The 16,643-nt window shown below is 57.7% G+C and carries 17 protein-coding genes; 16 read left to right on the top strand and 1 reads right to left on the bottom strand.

The genetic code is table 11. The annotated features are described in order from the left end of the window. The first annotated feature begins 65 nt into the window (after window positions 1-65). The gene (fliE, locus tag FEU76_RS15165) at window positions 66-392 is read left to right on the top strand and encodes a flagellar hook-basal body complex protein FliE (RefSeq protein WP_144984077.1); all 327 of its coding nucleotides are present in this window, start codon (window positions 66-68) and stop codon (window positions 390-392) included. Window positions 393-550: 158 nt separating this feature from the next. Here fliE and FEU76_RS15170 read toward each other — a convergent pair whose 3' ends face one another. Then, entirely contained in the window at window positions 551-904 is a 354-nt protein-coding gene (locus FEU76_RS15170) for a flagellar protein FlaG (protein ID WP_144984080.1), read from the bottom strand. Window positions 905-1,157: 253 nt separating this feature from the next. Here FEU76_RS15170 and FEU76_RS15175 point away from each other — a divergent pair, with 253 nt between their 5' ends. The 15 genes from FEU76_RS15175 to FEU76_RS15245 all read left to right on the top strand — a co-directional run bounded on the left by FEU76_RS15175 (window position 1,158) and on the right by FEU76_RS15245 (window position 16,631). Beyond that, complete coding sequence (locus tag FEU76_RS15175) at window positions 1,158-2,849, top strand: HD domain-containing phosphohydrolase (RefSeq protein ID WP_144984083.1); 1,692 nt, start codon at window positions 1,158-1,160, stop codon at window positions 2,847-2,849. Window positions 2,850-3,028: 179 nt separating this feature from the next. Then, window positions 3,029-3,445, top strand: a complete 417-nt coding sequence (gene fliS, locus FEU76_RS15180) for a flagellar export chaperone FliS (RefSeq protein ID WP_144984086.1) — start codon at window positions 3,029-3,031, stop codon at window positions 3,443-3,445. 6 nt (window positions 3,446-3,451) lie between these two features. After that, window positions 3,452-3,859: a flagellar protein FliT gene (gene fliT / locus FEU76_RS15185; RefSeq protein ID WP_052196442.1), complete on the top strand. Its 408-nt coding sequence runs from the start codon at window positions 3,452-3,454 to the stop codon at window positions 3,857-3,859. Further along, window positions 3,856-5,103, top strand: a complete 1,248-nt coding sequence (fliK, locus tag FEU76_RS15190; RefSeq protein ID WP_144984089.1) for a flagellar hook-length control protein FliK — start codon at window positions 3,856-3,858, stop codon at window positions 5,101-5,103. Before fliT ends, fliK begins: the two co-directional genes overlap by 4 nt. Beyond that, window positions 5,090-5,380 (top strand): EscU/YscU/HrcU family type III secretion system export apparatus switch protein, encoded by a 291-nt coding sequence (locus tag FEU76_RS15195; RefSeq protein ID WP_144984092.1) that lies wholly within the window; start codon window positions 5,090-5,092, stop codon window positions 5,378-5,380. Before fliK ends, FEU76_RS15195 begins: the two co-directional genes overlap by 14 nt. 106 nt (window positions 5,381-5,486) lie before the next feature. Then, the gene (gene flhD / locus FEU76_RS15200) at window positions 5,487-5,819 is read left to right on the top strand and encodes a flagellar transcriptional regulator FlhD (protein ID WP_039180823.1); all 333 of its coding nucleotides are present in this window, start codon (window positions 5,487-5,489) and stop codon (window positions 5,817-5,819) included. Further along, a complete protein-coding gene (gene flhC / locus FEU76_RS15205) occupies window positions 5,816-6,340 on the top strand; it encodes a flagellar transcriptional regulator FlhC (protein WP_039180820.1) in 525 nt (174 codons plus the stop codon). Before flhD ends, flhC begins: the two co-directional genes overlap by 4 nt. A gap of 223 nt (window positions 6,341-6,563) precedes the next feature. Then, a complete protein-coding gene (gene motA, locus FEU76_RS15210; RefSeq protein WP_144984095.1) occupies window positions 6,564-7,433 on the top strand; it encodes a flagellar motor stator protein MotA in 870 nt (289 codons plus the stop codon). Continuing rightward, on the top strand, window positions 7,430-8,362 hold the full coding sequence (gene motB / locus FEU76_RS15215) for a flagellar motor protein MotB (RefSeq protein WP_144984098.1): 933 nt from the start codon (window positions 7,430-7,432) through the stop codon (window positions 8,360-8,362). The genes motA and motB overlap by 4 nt, the downstream gene beginning before the upstream one ends. A 43-nt stretch (window positions 8,363-8,405) precedes the next feature. After that, window positions 8,406-10,505: a chemotaxis protein CheA gene (gene cheA, locus FEU76_RS15220; protein ID WP_144984101.1), complete on the top strand. Its 2,100-nt coding sequence runs from the start codon at window positions 8,406-8,408 to the stop codon at window positions 10,503-10,505. Continuing rightward, window positions 10,502-11,002, top strand: a complete 501-nt coding sequence (gene cheW / locus FEU76_RS15225) for a chemotaxis protein CheW (protein ID WP_144984104.1) — start codon at window positions 10,502-10,504, stop codon at window positions 11,000-11,002. Before cheA ends, cheW begins: the two co-directional genes overlap by 4 nt. Window positions 11,003-11,128: 126 nt before the next feature. Next, the gene (locus tag FEU76_RS15230) at window positions 11,129-12,400 is read left to right on the top strand and encodes a methyl-accepting chemotaxis protein (protein WP_260851412.1); all 1,272 of its coding nucleotides are present in this window, start codon (window positions 11,129-11,131) and stop codon (window positions 12,398-12,400) included. A 58-nt stretch (window positions 12,401-12,458) separates the two neighbouring features. Beyond that, entirely contained in the window at window positions 12,459-14,621 is a 2,163-nt protein-coding gene (locus FEU76_RS15235) for a PAS domain-containing methyl-accepting chemotaxis protein (protein WP_144984110.1), read from the top strand. Beyond that, on the top strand, window positions 14,618-15,490 hold the full coding sequence (locus FEU76_RS15240) for a CheR family methyltransferase (RefSeq protein ID WP_144984113.1): 873 nt from the start codon (window positions 14,618-14,620) through the stop codon (window positions 15,488-15,490). Before FEU76_RS15235 ends, FEU76_RS15240 begins: the two co-directional genes overlap by 4 nt. A 79-nt stretch (window positions 15,491-15,569) precedes the next feature. Next, window positions 15,570-16,631 (top strand): protein-glutamate methylesterase/protein-glutamine glutaminase, encoded by a 1,062-nt coding sequence (locus FEU76_RS15245; protein ID WP_144984116.1) that lies wholly within the window; start codon window positions 15,570-15,572, stop codon window positions 16,629-16,631. Window positions 16,632-16,643: the final 12 nt, after the last annotated feature.

Genomic DNA, 16,643 nt, shown 5'->3' on the forward strand with positions numbered 1-16,643 from the left:
GAGGGGGGCTGTGTCGATGGTAGGCTCCTGCTAACACTTTAACCTCTGCGATATGAGGAGTTGGTATGAGTTCGCCCTCCATACACTCTGCGTTACAGCAAATGCATAGTCTGGCCGCGCAAGCTGCCCAGCCAGTACGTGGCGAGCAGATCTCGACCGTCGTAGGGCAGGCGGGATTTGGCAGTGAGCTGCAGGCATCTATTCAAAGAATCAATCGTTTGCAGCAGTCTGCCAATGCCAAAGCCATGGCCTTCCAGGCAGGAGAGCCGAACATTGAGCTCAACGATGTGATGGTGGACATGCAAAAAGCCAGCGTGGCATTTCAGATGGGGCTGCAGGTGCGCAATCGCCTGGTGACGGCCTACCGCGACGTCATGAACATGCAGGTGTGAGGACGTGGTTGCTCTGGCAGAACGCGACGCTCTGGCGTCGCGGCACTAGGCTGGGCCTCTGGGCAGAAGCTAAATGTGGAGGCAGGGCCGTCGCCTCGATGCCGCGGATCTCGACCATCCCGCTCAAGTGGCTGGCCAGCGAATGGAGCCTGTCAGTCTCATGCATTCAAAGAAATCAAGTTCCCTTGAAGTTCCTCCAGTCGTTCGGCCATCACGATGATTTCCTCGGCAGGAATCTGACGGATGACATCGCCGGTTTCACTGTCAATGACGCGGGTGATGATGCGCGAAGACTCCTCGCTGATATCGAACTCGAGTCCGCGTGGTCTCATCGCTTCATTGATGCGTTGTATCGGTTCCAGAAGGGCATCTCGCGTGGCGCTCAACGCCGATGGCGTGCGCTCCTCCGGTTGAGAGGGCGAGGCAACCTCAGGGGGTGTGCGTTGAGCGCGCTCCTGGGGTGCGGGAGTGTTGGTAATAGAGACCATCGGGTCGATTGGCAGTGGGCCCATAAACAACGTTCCTCTTTTAAAAGCCGTCTAAGGCTGGGTAACGTAAACTTAGAGGCCGATGCAGGTGTTGGCTAGCCTCCAACAATGTTATCGGCGAGATTTTCACAAACTTTATCTTTTCCAGTATAGACAAAAAGAAAAGTCTGATACGCAGCAATCGGCATGCGGAGCCATTGGGGCTTCTGTTATGCTCAGTTCCCTTATTTCAAGGGTGGGTTCACCTGACCACCACGGCTGTGAAAGCGAGGCACGCATGGCAGTCCAGCAAGATGAGTATGAACGCATTTCGAACCCATCCGCCATCAGTTCTCTGCTGAATACCATGATAGAGAGCGCTGGGGTGTCGCTTTGCCTTGATGCCCCTGAGGCGCGTCCCGAGCCCATTGTGTTGATGGAGCAGCACGAGGGTGAGACGCTCGTGATGGACTTGTCTTCCGTCGACTATCTGCTGTATCGCCTGGAGCAGGGCGAACGCTTCTTTCTGCGTGGGCAATCTCAGGGCAAGGTGATACGGACGCCTCTGCTCGTCCTGACGGAAACGCGTCGCTCTGGTGGGCGCTATTTATGCTGCAGCGACTACCCGGAGTCGGTAGACGTCCTCCAGCGCCGTGAGTCATACCGTGCTGAGCTGCGTATGGGCATGGTGGTGTCGGCGACCGTTTACGGCGATGGCGAAGAAGGGGCGCAGGGTGAGTTGCGAGACCTCTCCCAGGAAGGGTGTCAGTTGGAGCTGCCGTTGGCAGCGAGTGGCGTGCTGACCGAGACCTCGGAACCCATGCGTTTGGTGTTTGCCTTTCCGGATGGCACTCAGTTCGAAGTGCATGCCGTCGCTCGCCATCAAAAAACAGACGCAGAGCGCCACCTGCTGCGTGTGGGGTTCCGCTTTGCTGGCTGCACCTCCGAGCAAGAGCGACAGATCTGGTACTTCGTCTGTGAAATCGAGCGTGAGGCCTCGCGTTACAAGAAAGAGTCCCAGGATGAGCGTCAGCCCTCGCCGCTGTTCGAGCAGCCCGGCAAGCGCACACCTGACAGCGAGCATGTTGGCAGGCGGGACATTCGCCGATATGCCACCCCAACCGCCAGGCGTCTGGTCAAGGTGGCCGCCTATCTGGACGCTCAGCTGCTGATGCTGCAGCAAGGTCACGATGTCGACTCGCGACAGCTGTCTCGTAATGCCGACCGTATCCTGCAGCTTCATGAAGAGGATCGCGAGGCGCTCTTGTTCGCATCTCGGTGCCTCTCCATGGAGCCCTTGCTGGTGCGGCATGGGATCGCTGTGGCTATTCACTTGCTCGACCTGGTGGGTGGCAATATGCCCCGCGACGTGCGCAAGGCCATCGTTGCCAGTGGCCTGGTCCATGACCTCGGCAAAGCCCTGATCCCTCAGGTGGTTTTCAAGGCGCCCAATTTCGAGCCCAATCATCGTCACGTGTTGAGCGAGCATGTGTCGCTGTTGCTGGCTCGCTTGAATACTTGCCAGTGGTTGTCGGCCACGGTGGCGGAGGCGGTCATTGGTGGAATCAACGAGCGCCTCGATGGTAGCGGTTACCCGGATGGCTTGACGGGAGAGGACATTACCGAGCTGGCCAAGGCGAGCGCCGTGGTCGACGTGGTGGAGGCCATGAGACGGGATCGGCCGGATCGACCAGCACGCACTGCTCAGCAGATCTATCGGCATTTGCTGAGCCATCCCCATCAGTTCGATGCACGATGGATCAAGCGCTATATCGAGCATTTCAGGACGTTGCCCATTGGCTCGCTCGTGTTCTTTGCCAGTGAGCAGATGGGATGGATCGTGCGCCTGGATGACAACGGGGTGCCTTTTGAAGTGGTGTTGACCCAGCAGGCCGAACCGCCTGTGCGTGAGAGCCTGCTGAGCGTCGTGCGCGGAGATGTGTTGGAGCGGCTTGGTAAACCGATGAGAGAAGTGGCGGTTTCTACTTGAGTTCTTTTGATCTGGATCATTCGTAGCGATCGCACGGCAAATAAAGCCTGCGCTCATTAAAGTCCGCTGTTGCGGCGCCGATATATCAGATAGCGAGCAATTATGCCGAATCTCAATTATCCAGCAGTGTATGGCCACCTTTTGGCTACTGCCTTTACCTTTACAAGGAGAGCCCACTAATGACTTACACTCGCAGCGGTGCGGCCTACGGTCGAGGGGCAAGCGCTTACGCCCGCGTTGGCGTTGAAAGTGGCGTCATGTCGGCAGACCCTCATCAACTGATCGTCATGCTGTTCGATGGCGCGCAGGCGGCGATCCGTGCGGCGCGTATTCATATGCAGGCGGGCAATACCGTGGAGAAGGGCAAATCCATCTCCAAGGCGCTGGATATTGTCAATAACGGTTTGGCTGCGGCGCTGGATCAGGAGAAAGGGGGCGAGATTGCCGAGCAATTGGCATCGCTCTATGACTACATTGCCCGTTTGCTGCTGACTGCCAATCTGCGTAACGATGAAGAGAGCCTCAATCAGGCGGATCGTCTGCTTGAGGACATTGCCTCTGCATGGCGTGAAATTGGTCAACAGCAAAGTGCGTGAGGCAACATGACAGCTTCCGAAACAGCAGCCCAGGGTAACTCCCAGCAAGCGCTCATCGATGCCTATGCAAGGCTGCTGGTGAGCGTGAATCATATGCATGAGCTTGCAGATAAAGAGCAGTGGGCCGAGCTGATAGAGCAACGCAGCAACTATGTGGTGTTGGTGGAAAAGTTGCGCGAACTGGACAGCCTGGTCTTGCTGGATGACGATGGCAAGCGTCGCAAGTCCGAACTGCTCGAGCATATCCTGGAGCATGACGTGGAAATTAGGCGTCGTCTCGTAGCCAGGCGAGACGAGCTGGGTAAATTGATCAGCGTGACCCAGCGTCAGCGAGACTTGCATCGCGCTTATGCTCCCCAGCAAGGTGGAAGTGCCTTTGCTGCGGATATCGCCAAGGATGAGGGGGCCTCGTGAGTGGCATCACGCCACTCATTGATACGCTGTTACATCAGGTGCTGGGCCGCCAGGCTGAGGCCTCTTCTCTTCGCGCCTTGAACTCGCCAGTCCAGCCAGTTTCCCCGGGCGAGGGGCCAAGAGCCTTGCAGGGGGATGCCAGCCTCGACGGGCGGCCTCTCAATCCGCTGCTGGGCGACCTGCGGCGTTTGTCTGGCACGGCAGAAGGGCTTCGACAGCCTCCTGCCGGGAATGCCACGCCCAACGCCACGCCAAGTTCGACCCAAACGCATTTCAGTCCTGCGGCGCGCACCATTGCCGACGTGCTGCTACGGTTTCCGGCACCTCCCGCCGTCATCAGGCCGGCTGCCCCGCTGTTGTCACCTCAGGAGCCGCTGTCGACGACACAGGTGGCGAACCGTCTGGAGGGCAGTATTCGTGATAGCGGGCTATTTTACGAATCTCACCTCAAGCGCTGGTTTCAGGGCGACATGTCTCGTCAACAGCTTCTGCGTGAGCCACAGATGCAGCCAGGGCCTCGCCCTGCGCCCCTGCCCATGTCGGCCATGATGCCTCTGGCTGCTACCGGGATACCCACGGGTGCGTCGTCTCAGGGCAGTGCCATGACCATCTTGCCCAATCTTCCCCTGATACCCGTCAAAGGGGGCGATGCTTTGCTGGAGCGGCCTTTGCCTCTCCCCGTTGCGTCTTCGTCCTCGGGAGCGCCCTCGGCGCCTGCTGTCGTGACACCCAATCAGCCCTTCGCTCCCTTCATGGCCGAGCGTAGGGATGTTCCTGTCGTACAACCTGCAGCGGTGGTGGCAGAACAGGACATGGCGACTCGGGGTGTGAGAGAAGTGGTGCATGACAGTCTGCAGGGCGTAGTGCGTCAACAGTTGGAAATGTTGGTCACGCCTACGCTACGTTGGGAAGGGGACGTATGGGCTGGCATTTTCATGGCGCTGGTGATCAATCTGCCAGGTCGTGACCCTCAGGATGAAAAAGCGCAGACAGAAGATTCCCAGCCAGGGTGGCGTTCAGAAATGCAGCTCGATGTGCCTGGACTGGGCGCCTTCCGCATTGCGCTATGGCTGCACCATCAGGTGCTCAGTATCGATCTGACGGCTGATAACCCTGATACCTACCAGCGGCTCGATAGTGAGCTGGATCGCCTGGAGCAGCGTTTGAGTGCGCTCGATTTCGCTAAAGTGCAGGTAAAAGCCCGCTATATTCCATCCGAGGAGGCTGTGGATGATGTCCAGTGAGCGTCGGCGACAGGCCGTTGCGCTGGCCTATAAAGAGGGTGAACAGGCGCCGCGAGTAGTGGCAAAAGGGTACGGTGAGCTGGCCGACAGGATCATGGCCGAAGCCCAGCGCCAGGGCATCTATGTCCATGATGCACCCGAGCTCGTCGCGTTGCTCATGCAGTTGGAGCTGGATGCTGAAATACCCGCCAGCTTGTATCAAGTGGTGGCGGAGCTATTGGTATGGGTATTTGAATTGTCAGACGGTGAGCTGAATCAGCGTGAAAGGCGCAAGTAGCCAATGCAATCGTTGTATGCAACCATGATGCTAGGTAAAGAAAAAGTCATCAATGGCGCCACTATAACGGTCACAACGGCGCGCCTGGGTCGTTCGATGGGACACTATGAGTCAAACAAGCTTTCTTGATGAAATACAAGAGATAAACCTCGCTTACCTTCTGCTCGCTCAGCGTCTGTTGAGCGAAGATCGGGAGGCTGCCATGTTTCGTCTCAAAATTGACGGTGAGCTGGCAGATCTGTTGGTCTCACTGAATGCTTGGCAACTCACCAAGCTCGCGCGTAGCAACCAGCTGGTCTGTCGTTTCAGTCACTCCAGTGGTCAGCGCCTGCGCCAGATTCTGGACAATCCACGAGATCAAGGCTTGTCAGGGCTGCATGCGTCGCTGTTGTCCGCCTGTGAGCCTCTTTCCTCGCTTTCGTCAGGAGAGTCGAAGTGAGTCAAAAGAGCCTTGTGGATGAAATGCATCAGGTGCAATTGGCCATTGAGCTGATCGAGTTGGGTGCACGTCTGCAGGTATTGGAGACCGAAACGGAGTTGAGTCGCACCCGACTGATCAAGCTCTACAAAGAAGTGCGCGGAATGTCTCCGCCTAAAGGTATGCTGCCTTTTTCGGCCGACTGGTTCGTGACTTGGCTGCCTAACGTGCATTCGTCACTGTTTTACAACATTTATCTCGGCTTGCTCGAGGGGGCGGAGTGTGAGCGTATCGACGCTTTCGTCAAAGCGTATCGGCTGTACGAGGAGCAGGTTTCGCTTGAGGGGGCAGAGTCGGTGCTGGGGCTGACGAGAGCGTGGACCCTGGTGCGCTTTTTTGAAAGCGACCTGCTGCAGCTGACCACGTGTACGCGCTGTGAGGGCCACTTCGTGGCACATGCCCATAGCCCGATTCATGATTATGTCTGCGGTATCTGTCAGCCCCCCTCTCGGGCAGGCAAGACGCGTAAGCCCGCGCGTTGAACGTATAAAATTGTCAAACCTCTGGCGGCAGACCATTAAAGCAATAAACTGCGCTTTAACGCATAGATAGCGGCAAAAGTCGTTGATGCTTTCTCATTAAACCGTGCTGTCACCTGAGTATGATAGATATAAGCTTCACCTTAGATGGGGCCGTTTGCCACTGCCGATAAGGCATTGCGTATGGCGCTGTTGATAAACCACTCATATCGCAAGGAAACTGCTTGTGCTGATTCTCCTAGGTTATGTCGTCGTCTTGTTCTGCGTCTTTGGCGGCTATGTGATGGCTGGTGGTAGCCTGGGGCCGCTCTATCAGCCCCTGGAGCTGCTGATCATCGGTGGCGCTGGCGTTGGGGCTTTCCTGGCTGCCAACAATGGCAAGGCGATCAAGGCCACGTTCAAGATCCTGCCCCGGCTCAAGCGAACCAAGAAGTACAACAAGGCGCTGTACATGGATCTCATGGCCTTGCAGTACAAGATTCTTTCCAAGGTTCGCCGAGAGGGCATGCTCGGGATCGAGCGCGATATAGACAATCCCAAGGAGAGCCCGCTATTTCAAGAGCATCCCGACGTTCTGGCCGACTCTCATATCATGGACTTCCTGACGGATTACCTGCGCTTGATGGTCAGCGGCGGTATGGAGCCCATGGAAATCGACGAGCTGATGCTCCACGAAATAGAGGTTTTCGAGCAAGAGGCTCACATTCCCGTCGACGCGATTGCCAAAGTGGGGGATGCCATGCCCGCCTTCGGTATCGTGGCGGCGGTCATGGGGGTTATCAAAGCCTTGACCTATGCGGACGCAACGGCAGAACAGATGGGGCAGATGATCGCCATGGCGTTGGTAGGCACCTTCCTCGGTATTTTGATGGGCTATGGCTTCATCAGCCCGATTGCCAGCTATGCCGACCGCCAAGCCAAGGAAGCCGAAAAAATGCTTCAGTGCATTCGCGTGACGCTGCTGGCCAGCTTGCACGGCTATGCCCCGCAGTTGGCGGTCGAGTTTGGACGCAAGGCGCTGCACAGTACAGAACGCCCGAGCTTCGCTGAACTGGAGGAGTACGTACGCGATGCCAAAAAGGGCGGTAATGCATGAGTAAGGGGGGGGATAAGCGCCCGATCGTCATCCGGCGCAAAAAGGTGGTCCATGCCCACCATGGGGGGGCATGGAAAATCGCGCTGGCAGATTTCATGACGGCATTGATGGCGCTGTTCCTCGTCATGTGGATTCTCAGCGTTTCCAGTGAGGAGACCCGCAGAGGAGTAGCCGAGTATTTCAGCACGCCGCTGGTCACGGCAATGACAGGCGGCGATCGTTCCGGCAGTACCCGTGTCATCCCTGGCGGTGGCCCTGACCCTACGCACAGCGACGGCGAACGTGCACGGATTGATGTTTTGCAGCACACGCGGCCGAGTGCTCAGGAGCGGCGCTTTTTCGAAGATTTGCAGGAGCGCATCGAGCGAGCCATCGAGCGTGATCCCGATCTGCGTGAGTATCGTAACCAGATGCGCTTCGATCTGACGCGTGAAGGCCTACGTATCCAGTTGCTGGATACCGCGCAGCGGCCCATGTTCGAGCTGGGTAGCGATCAGGTAGCGCCTTACATGCGCAGCCTACTGCGCACCATGGCTCCGTTGCTGAATGACCTGCCGAATGACCTGAGCATCAGCGGTCATACGGACAGCGTTCCGTATGCAGGTGGGTATCGCGGTTACAGCAACTGGGAACTCTCCAACGATCGAGCCAATGCATCGCGTCGTGAGCTGGTGGCGGGCGGACTTGACCCTGATCAGCTACTGCGGGTATCGGGCTTCGCCGACCGTGTACTACTCTCGGACACGACGCCGACGGATCCCATCAATCGACGTATCGAACTCGTGGTTTTGCTGCCAGAAATCGCCGAAGCCATACGGAATCCGGGAATTTTGACGCCTAGCTCACCGCAGCCAGCAGAGCCGGCAGAGAGCGTGCCCGAAGAAGACCTTTTGCCACAAAACATACCGCAAGCCAGCGACAACCAATGAGCCTGGCTTGCCACATAATGATGACGTTCAAGTGGAGCGGTGCATGGACATAGCGGATTTTTTTGACACCTTCTTTGAAGAGGCCGAGGAGCTGCTGGCGGATATGGAGCAGCACTTGTTGGAACTGGATGTCGATAATCCGGATAGCGAACAGCTAAACGCTATTTTCCGCGCGGCCCACTCCATCAAAGGTGGGGCGGGGACCTTTGGCTTCAGCGTGTTGCAAAAAACCACGCATATCTTCGAAAACCTGCTGGATCATGCGCGCAAGGGAGAGCTAGCACTGCGCGCTGACCTCGTCGATACCTTCCTGGAGGCCAAAGACATCATGCATGAGCAACTCAATGCCTACCGCAATGAGGAAGAGCCGAATCAGGAAGCCTACGAGCGGATATGCGAGACGCTCCAGCAGATCGCTTTGGAAGAGATTGGCAAGTCTCTGGATGCGCCAGCCGCACCCAAGGTAGAAGAAGCGCCTGTCAAAGCGGCCAGCGCGTCTTCCACCCGTGAGCCAGACAGCGATCAGGAAGGGGAGCACCGACTCAAGGTGGCGCTGCTCAATGTGAGCGAAACAGATCGTCTGCTGCTGGTAGAAGAGTTGGAGCAGTTGGGCGATGTCGAGTCACAGTCGGGTGATGAGAAGCGCTACGAAGTCATCCTGTCGGGAGGCGTCAGCGCCGACGACATCGAGGCCGTGATGTGCTTTATCATCGAGTCGGATCAGATCGACATCACGGCATTGGCTGCCAGTGCTCCTGCGGCTGCCGATGAACCGCCAGCATCTGTGGGCAAGCCCGCTCAGCAGGACAGCGCTACCGTCACCAAGGCGCCTGCGCCCGCCAAGCCAGCGGCTGCCAAGGCAGCGACCAAGAAACCTGCCGATCAGGCGCCCAAAAAGGCAGCTGCCGAAACCTCGTCGATCCGCGTGTCGGTCGACAAGGTGGATCAGATCATCAACCTCGTGGGCGAGCTGATCATCACTCAATCGATGCTCGATCAGACGGTGAGCGACCTCGAAGGCCAATCGGTCAGCAACAGCTCCCTGCAAAATGGCATGAGCCTGCTGCAGCGTAATGCCCGTGACCTCCAGGAAGCCGTCATGTCGATCCGCATGATTCCCATGGAGTTCGTATTCAGCCGCTTCCCAAGAGTTGTGCGTGATACGGCCAGCAAGCTGGGCAAAGAGATCGAGCTGATCACCGAAGGCAAGTCCACCGAGCTGGACAAGAGCCTGGTAGAACGCATCACCGACCCGCTGACACACCTGGTACGCAACAGCCTGGATCATGGCGTGGAAATGCCGGAAGTGCGTGAGTCCCTGGGCAAGCCGCGTGTGGGCAAGTTGGTGCTCTCGGCACGCCACCAGGGCGGCAACATTCTGATCGAAGTCCGCGATGACGGGGCTGGCATGGACCGTGATCGGCTGTTGGCCAAGGCGCGTGAAAATGGCCTCAACGTGTCCGACACGATGTCCGATGAAGAGGTGTTTCAGCTCATCTTCGCCCCCGGCTTCTCCACCGCCAAGGAAGTAACCGATGTCTCTGGGCGTGGGGTTGGCATGGACGTGGTGAAGCGTAACATCCAGGGGATGGGCGGGCGTGTCGAAATCCAGTCGAAAAAAGGCGAGGGTACCAATACCCGCATCGTGTTGCCGCTGACGCTCGCCATCCTGGATGGCATGTCCATCAAAGTGGGCAACGAGACGTTCATCCTGCCGTTGTCTACCGTGCTGGAGTCGCTACAGCCTGCTAAAGGGGATATGTACGCCATGGCGGGAGATGACGTGGTACTCAAGGTGCGCGACGAGTATCTGCCGGTCATCGCCATTCATGAAGTACTGGATGTCGAAAATGCCATTACCGACCCCACCCAAAGCATTGCGGTCATCGTGCAAGGGGAGGGGCGTCGCTATGCCATGCTGGTAGACGAACTGATCGGTCAGCAGCAGGTCGTCGTCAAGAATCTTGAAGACAATTATCGCAAAGTGCCGGGCGTATCGGCCGCTACCATCCTGGGGGACGGTAGCGTTGCGCTGATTCTCGATATTACCGGCTTGCACCGTTTGAGCCGGGTGAAAAAAGAAGCAAGGAAAACCGCTAATCAACCCCATCTCTCTTATTACAAAGAGGCTGAGCCGTCATGAGTCATTCATCCAACGAAGCAGTGTTAGCCGCTGCCGAAGCAGAAAACCGCGAATTCCTGGTGTTTTCCCTCGGGGATGAAGAGTACGCCATCGATATCCTGAAGGTTCAGGAGATTCGTGGTTATGAAAACGTCACCCGCATCGCGAATGCGCCTGATTTCATCAAGGGTGTCACGAATCTGCGTGGGGTGATCGTGCCGATCGTGGACCTGCGCATCAAGTTCCACCTCGAGAATGTCGAGTACGGTGGTCAAACAGTCGTGATCGTGGTCAATGTTGCCGATCGTATTGTTGGTATTGTGGTAGACGGTGTTTCCGATGTGATGACGCTCGTGCCTGATCAGATCAAACCCGCACCTGAGTTCGGTGTCACGCTCTCCTCCGACTTCCTGAGCGGCCTGGGCAGCCTGGATGACCGTATGTTGGTGCTGGTCGATATCGATAAGCTGTTGTCCAGTGAAGAGATGGCGCTGGTGGACAGCACGAGTCATCACTGATACCTGCCATGGGCACAAGGAACGTGCCCAGTCTGATCCACTTAACCCGCCTTGGTGCTAAGGACAGCGCTAGTCAGTACGGTTGCGTTTGGAGTAATGCGTGTGACACAGCTAGTGCGTCAACTGATGAGTAACATGACGGTGCGTCTTAGTTGGGGGCTGGTGCTGGCCACCTTTTCACTCCTGGTAGTGATTGCCTGTGGTATCGGCCTTTACGCGCTTCATCATGGCGCCACGCTGGTGCAGGCCACGGCAGATGCCCAAGCCCAGCAGCAGGCATTCACTGCTTTTGCCGAGCGCATCCGTTGGGCGCTGATCGCTATCGTGCTGATGACCATCGTCACTGTCGTGATCGTGGTATGGGGCGTCACGGTCAACGTGTTGCGCCCGCTGGATCGGTTGGTGGGTTATTTCGAACGCATGGCTCAGGGTGATCTGAACCAGCAGATCAGCTCGCCCGGCAAAAGTGAAATTGGCAAGCTCTACAGTGCCATGGCGCACATGCAGGCTGCGCTTTCGGATACGGTGGGGATCGTTCGGCGCAGTGGAACCACGATCTTCGAACGCTCCCAGCACATTGCCAACGGCAATAACGACCTCTCGTCGCGCACGGAACAGCAGGCTTCTTCGCTCGAAGAGACCGCCTCCAGCATGGAACAGCTCGCCTCTACCGTCAGCCATAATGCCGATAACGCTCGCCAGGCGAGCCAGTTGGCGGGCGATGCGACCCTGACCGCTCGGCGCAGCGGTGAAGAAGTAGGGCAAATCGTCGAGACCATGCAGGATATCAGTGCCAGCTCTCACCAAGTGGCGGATATCATTACCGTTATCGATAACATTGCTTTCCAGACCAATATTCTTGCGTTGAATGCATCGGTAGAGGCGGCCCGTGCGGGTGAACACGGCAAGGGGTTTGCCGTCGTGGCTCAGGAGGTGCGTAGCCTGGCCAGCCGCAGTGCCAACGCAGCCAAAGAGATCCGTACGCTGATCGATACGTCCCTAGGCAAGGTGGATGCGGGTACCCAGCGCGTCAACCAGGCTGGGCAGACCATGCAAGACCTGGTCACTGCCGTACAGCGGGTCAGTGACATCATGGATGACATTGCGGCGGCTTCCGAAGAGCAAAGCAACGGCATCGGGCAAGTGAACCAGGCGGTTGCCCAGATGGATCAAGTCGTTCAGCAAAATGCTCAGCTGGTGCAGCAAGCCGCCCGCAGTGCCAATGAATTGGAAAGCGAGGCAGCCCGTCTGCGTGAAGCGGTGGAGCGCTTTCGTGTGGCAGGAGGGGCGGTAGCCGTCCCTTCCGCCGCTACGCATTCCCCACCGATGAAACGGCCTGCTACCCCGCCGCCAACGCTGACCAAAAAAGCGTCAGAAGAAGAGTGGGAAACGTTTTAAGTACCGATAACGCCCTGAACCAGCGCCAAGCGCATAAAATTAATAATAAGGCAGCAAGATGCGTAACAACCAGCCCATTACCCAGCGCGAAGTCGCTCTGAACCAAGATGACTTTCTCGTTTCTCGTACGGATCTCAAGGGGTGTATCACCTACGCCAATCCGGCTTTTATCGCGATCAGTGGCTATCGCCATGAAGAGTTGATAGGTGCTCCTCACAACCTGATTCGCCACCCCGACATGCCCGCGGCCGCCTTCGAGAATCTGTGGAGTACGCTGAAACGTGGCGATACTTGGCGGGGGCTGGTCAAGAACCGCTGCAAGAGTGGCGACCATTATTGGGTCGATGCCAGCGTCACGCCGATCGTGGAAAACGATCAGGTGGTGGGTTACACCTCCGTGCGTGTGCAGGCGACGCGCGAAGCCATTCAGCAAGCGGAGCAGCACTACAGCGATATTCGTGAAGGGCGCAACAAGCGCCTGTATCTGGATAAAGGGCGTGTTCGCCAGCGTGGGCTCGTTGCCAGAGTCAGGCGTATGCGTCTGGATACCATTCGCGCCAAGCTGATAGGAATGGTGTGCATTGCGGCTCTTCTGCTGGTCGCCAGCGGTGGATTGGGGCTATACGGTTTGAATGTGGCGGGTGAGCGCCTGGAGGGCCTGAACAACGACGGCCTGCGTGACGTCATTCGGCTGCAACAGATCGATCAGACCATCGCTCAGACGCGCCAGTCGATGATCGAACCCGAGCGTATGCAGCTCATCGCTCAGCGTTTCGACATGGGGGATACCGTGGCCGCCAGTGCTGCCCAGGTGGCGGATGTGTGGCAGGCCTATTACAGCCGTGAGGTGAATGCCACGCCACTGGCCAGCCAGTTCGATGAACAGCTGCAGGCCTTTCTGGATAATGGCATGCGCCAGGCAGTGGGTGTGCTCCAAGCGGAAGAGACCTACCAAGCATTTACCGGCCTGGACGCCGTGATCCGTGTCATGAACGAGGATGGCCGGGCGCTCTCTTCCCTGGTCAATGAACTGATTGCCCAAAAGCAGGCAACCGCGGAAGTGATGGCCTCCGAGGCCGAGCGGGGACAAACCGTCATGCTGAGCGCTCAGGTCGGTGTGCTAGCCACCGGATTGGCGCTGTTGATCGTGATCAGCCTGCTGACGCTGCGCTCCATTACACGACCGCTGAAGCAAGCCTCGCGGTTTACCTTGCAGATTGCCGGCGGCAATCTTGCCGCCAGAGTACCGCCCAGACGGCGTGATGAAATAGGCCAGCTCATGGATGCCCTCGACACCATGCGCAAGAGCTTGAGCAGCATCATTGGCGAGGTCAAGACAGGCATCGATGTCGTCACGCCAGCGGCCAAGGATATTGCCAGCGGTAACGAGGCGCTTTCATCACGCACGGAGCAGCAGGCGGCATCGCTGCAACAGACGGCGTCCAGCATGGAGGAAATGACCATTACCGTTCGTCAAAACAGTGATAACGCTCAAGAAGCACGGCGTCTGGCCGATAATAATGCAACAAGGGTGTCACAAACGGGTGAGTTGATGACGCAGTTGGTCGATAACATGCAGCGAATCACGCAAAGTTCGCAGAAGATGACCGACATCATCAACGTCATTGACTCCATTGCCTTCCAGACCAACATTCTGGCCCTCAACGCGTCAGTCGAAGCCGCACGAGCGGGAGAGCATGGGCGTGGGTTTGCCGTCGTGGCCGAAGAGGTACGTAAGCTGGCGGGACGTAGTTCCGATGCGGCTCAGGAAATTCGCAGCCTGATTGATGACTCGAGTCAGCAAGTGGGCGAAGGGGCGGGTCTGGTTGAAAGGGCCGAAGTCGCGATCAGCGAAGTGGCTGAGGCTGCCCGTAGCGTCACGCAAATCATGCACGACATTTCGGCAGCCTCCCAAGAACAGAGCAGCGGTATCGCCGAGGTCAATCAGGCGGTGGCCGAAATGGATCAAGCGACACAGCAGAACGCTCTGCGTGTTCAGGAAACGGCACAGGCAGCGCTGGCCCTGGAGCAGCAGGCCGAGCTTCTTGCGTTATCGGTCGAGGCCTTTCGCTTGTCAGGCCATCGTCAGGTGCCGCCGCAACGTGAGCAGCCGCAGGCAGCCGCGCTGCCGAAGGTGACTGCGCAACCTCGCAGCGCCACACCGCCTGTGCCGGTCAAGAAACGGCCAATGGCTTCTGTAGAGGAGTGGGAAGCATTTTGACAGACCAACGCGAACGGGGAGTCGACGCTGGACAGTGGGCAACCAGCGGACAGATTGAACGTGATCTGGTGCTCACCGATGCGGATTTCACACGCATCCGTGAACTGATTTATCAGCGTGCTGGAATCGTGCTGGCAGAGCACAAACGCGAAATGGTGTATAGCCGCTTGGCCAAGCGGCTGCGGCACCATGGCATGACGCGTTTTACCGACTACCTTTCGCGGCTGGAGCGGCAACCCGATGCCAAGGAGTGGGAGGCGTTCACCAATGCGCTGACCACCAACCTCACGGCTTTTTTCCGAGAGTCGCACCACTTTCCGCTGCTGGCAGAGCATATCAAGCACAAGCAGGAGCCGGTCACTATCTGGTGCTCAGCAGCATCGACGGGGGAAGAACCCTACTCGATTGCGATGACGCTGCTGGAGAGTCTGGGAGCCCGCGCGTCACAGGCCAAAGTGATTGCCACCGATATCGACACCGATGCCTTGGCCAAAGCGCGCCGCGGTATTTATCCCCAGGAGCAGGTACGCAAGCTGGATGAAGCACGCGTGAAGCGATTTTTCCAGAAAGGCACGGGTAACCACATCGGGCTGGCGCGGGTACGGCCAGAAGTGTCTGCGCTGGTAGAGTTCATGCCGCTCAACCTGCTGGCGCCACAGTGGCCTGTCAAAGGCCCCTTTGATGCCATTTTTTGTCGTAATGTCATGATTTATTTCGATAAAGATACACAAGCGAAAATACTCAAGCGGTTTGCACCACTGATGAAGCCTGATGGCCTGCTCTTTGCTGGACACTCGGAAAACTTCTCTTACATCAGTGATGCTTTCAAGCTTCGTGGACAAACCGTCTACACCCTTGCCAATCGATGATCGTTGTGTGTGACGCTGCTGATGAGGCCACGGCCCACAGGAGTAATGCCGAAATGGCGACTGTTAAAGGAGGCGTGCTTTGAGCGCAGCCAAGATCAGAGTGTTGTGCGTCGATGACTCGGCGCTGATTCGTGACCTGTTGACCGAAATCATCAACTCGCAGCCTGATATGGAAGTGGTCGCGGTGGCTCCCGACCCCATTGCGGCCCGTGACCTTATCAAACAGCACAATCCGGATGTCTTGACGCTGGATGTCGAGATGCCGCGCATGGACGGCCTGGATTTTCTCGAGCGGCTGATGCGTTTGCGCCCCATGCCGGTGCTGATGGTTTCCTCATTGACGCAAAGCGGTTCCGAGATCACCTTGCGGGCACTGGAGCTGGGCGCGTTGGACTTCGTGGCCAAGCCGAGCCTGGGTATTCGTAGTGGCATGATGGAGTACGCCAACGAAATCGCTGAAAAATTGCGCGCGGCGGCACGCTCTCGTCCGCGCCAGGCGCGTCACAAGAACACCCCCCCTCCCAGCCAGCTCAAGGCGCCGATGATCTCCAGTGAAAAACTGATCATCATTGGCGCGTCGACGGGGGGCACCGAAGCGATTCGCGCCGTGCTGGAGCCGTTGCCAGCCAACGCGCCTGCGATTCTGATCACTCAGCACATGCCCGGCGGTTTCACCCGCTCGTTTGCCGAGCGGTTGGACAGGCTGTGTCGCATCACTGTCAAGGAAGCCACCGATGGTGAGCGCGTACTGCCAGGCCATGCCTATATCGCCCCTGGTGACCAGCATCTAGAGTTGGTACGCAGTGGCGCCAACTATGTGGCGCGGCTCAATGATGGCCCGCCGGTGAACCGTCATCGTCCGTCGGTCGATGTCTTGTTCCACTCCGCAGCCAAGCATGCAGGGAAAAACGCGGTCGGCGTGATTCTGACCGGCATGGGCAAGGACGGAGCTGCCGGGCTTCTGGAAATGCGTCAGGCCGGTGCCCCGACCATTGCCCAGAACGAAGAGACCTGCGTGGTGTTCGGCATGCCTCGGGAGGCCATTGCCGTGGGCGGCGCAGTGGAAGTACTGCCGCTGGACGAAATTCCATCGAAAATGATGGCGCTGGTAGCCGCCTCAGGACGCGCTCAGCGCGTCTAGGGCCCCAGAGAC

The sequence above is a fragment of the Halomonas sp. C22 genome, assembly GCF_007655045.1.
In the GTDB taxonomy this organism is placed as follows: domain Bacteria; phylum Pseudomonadota; class Gammaproteobacteria; order Pseudomonadales; family Halomonadaceae; genus Vreelandella; species Vreelandella hamiltonii.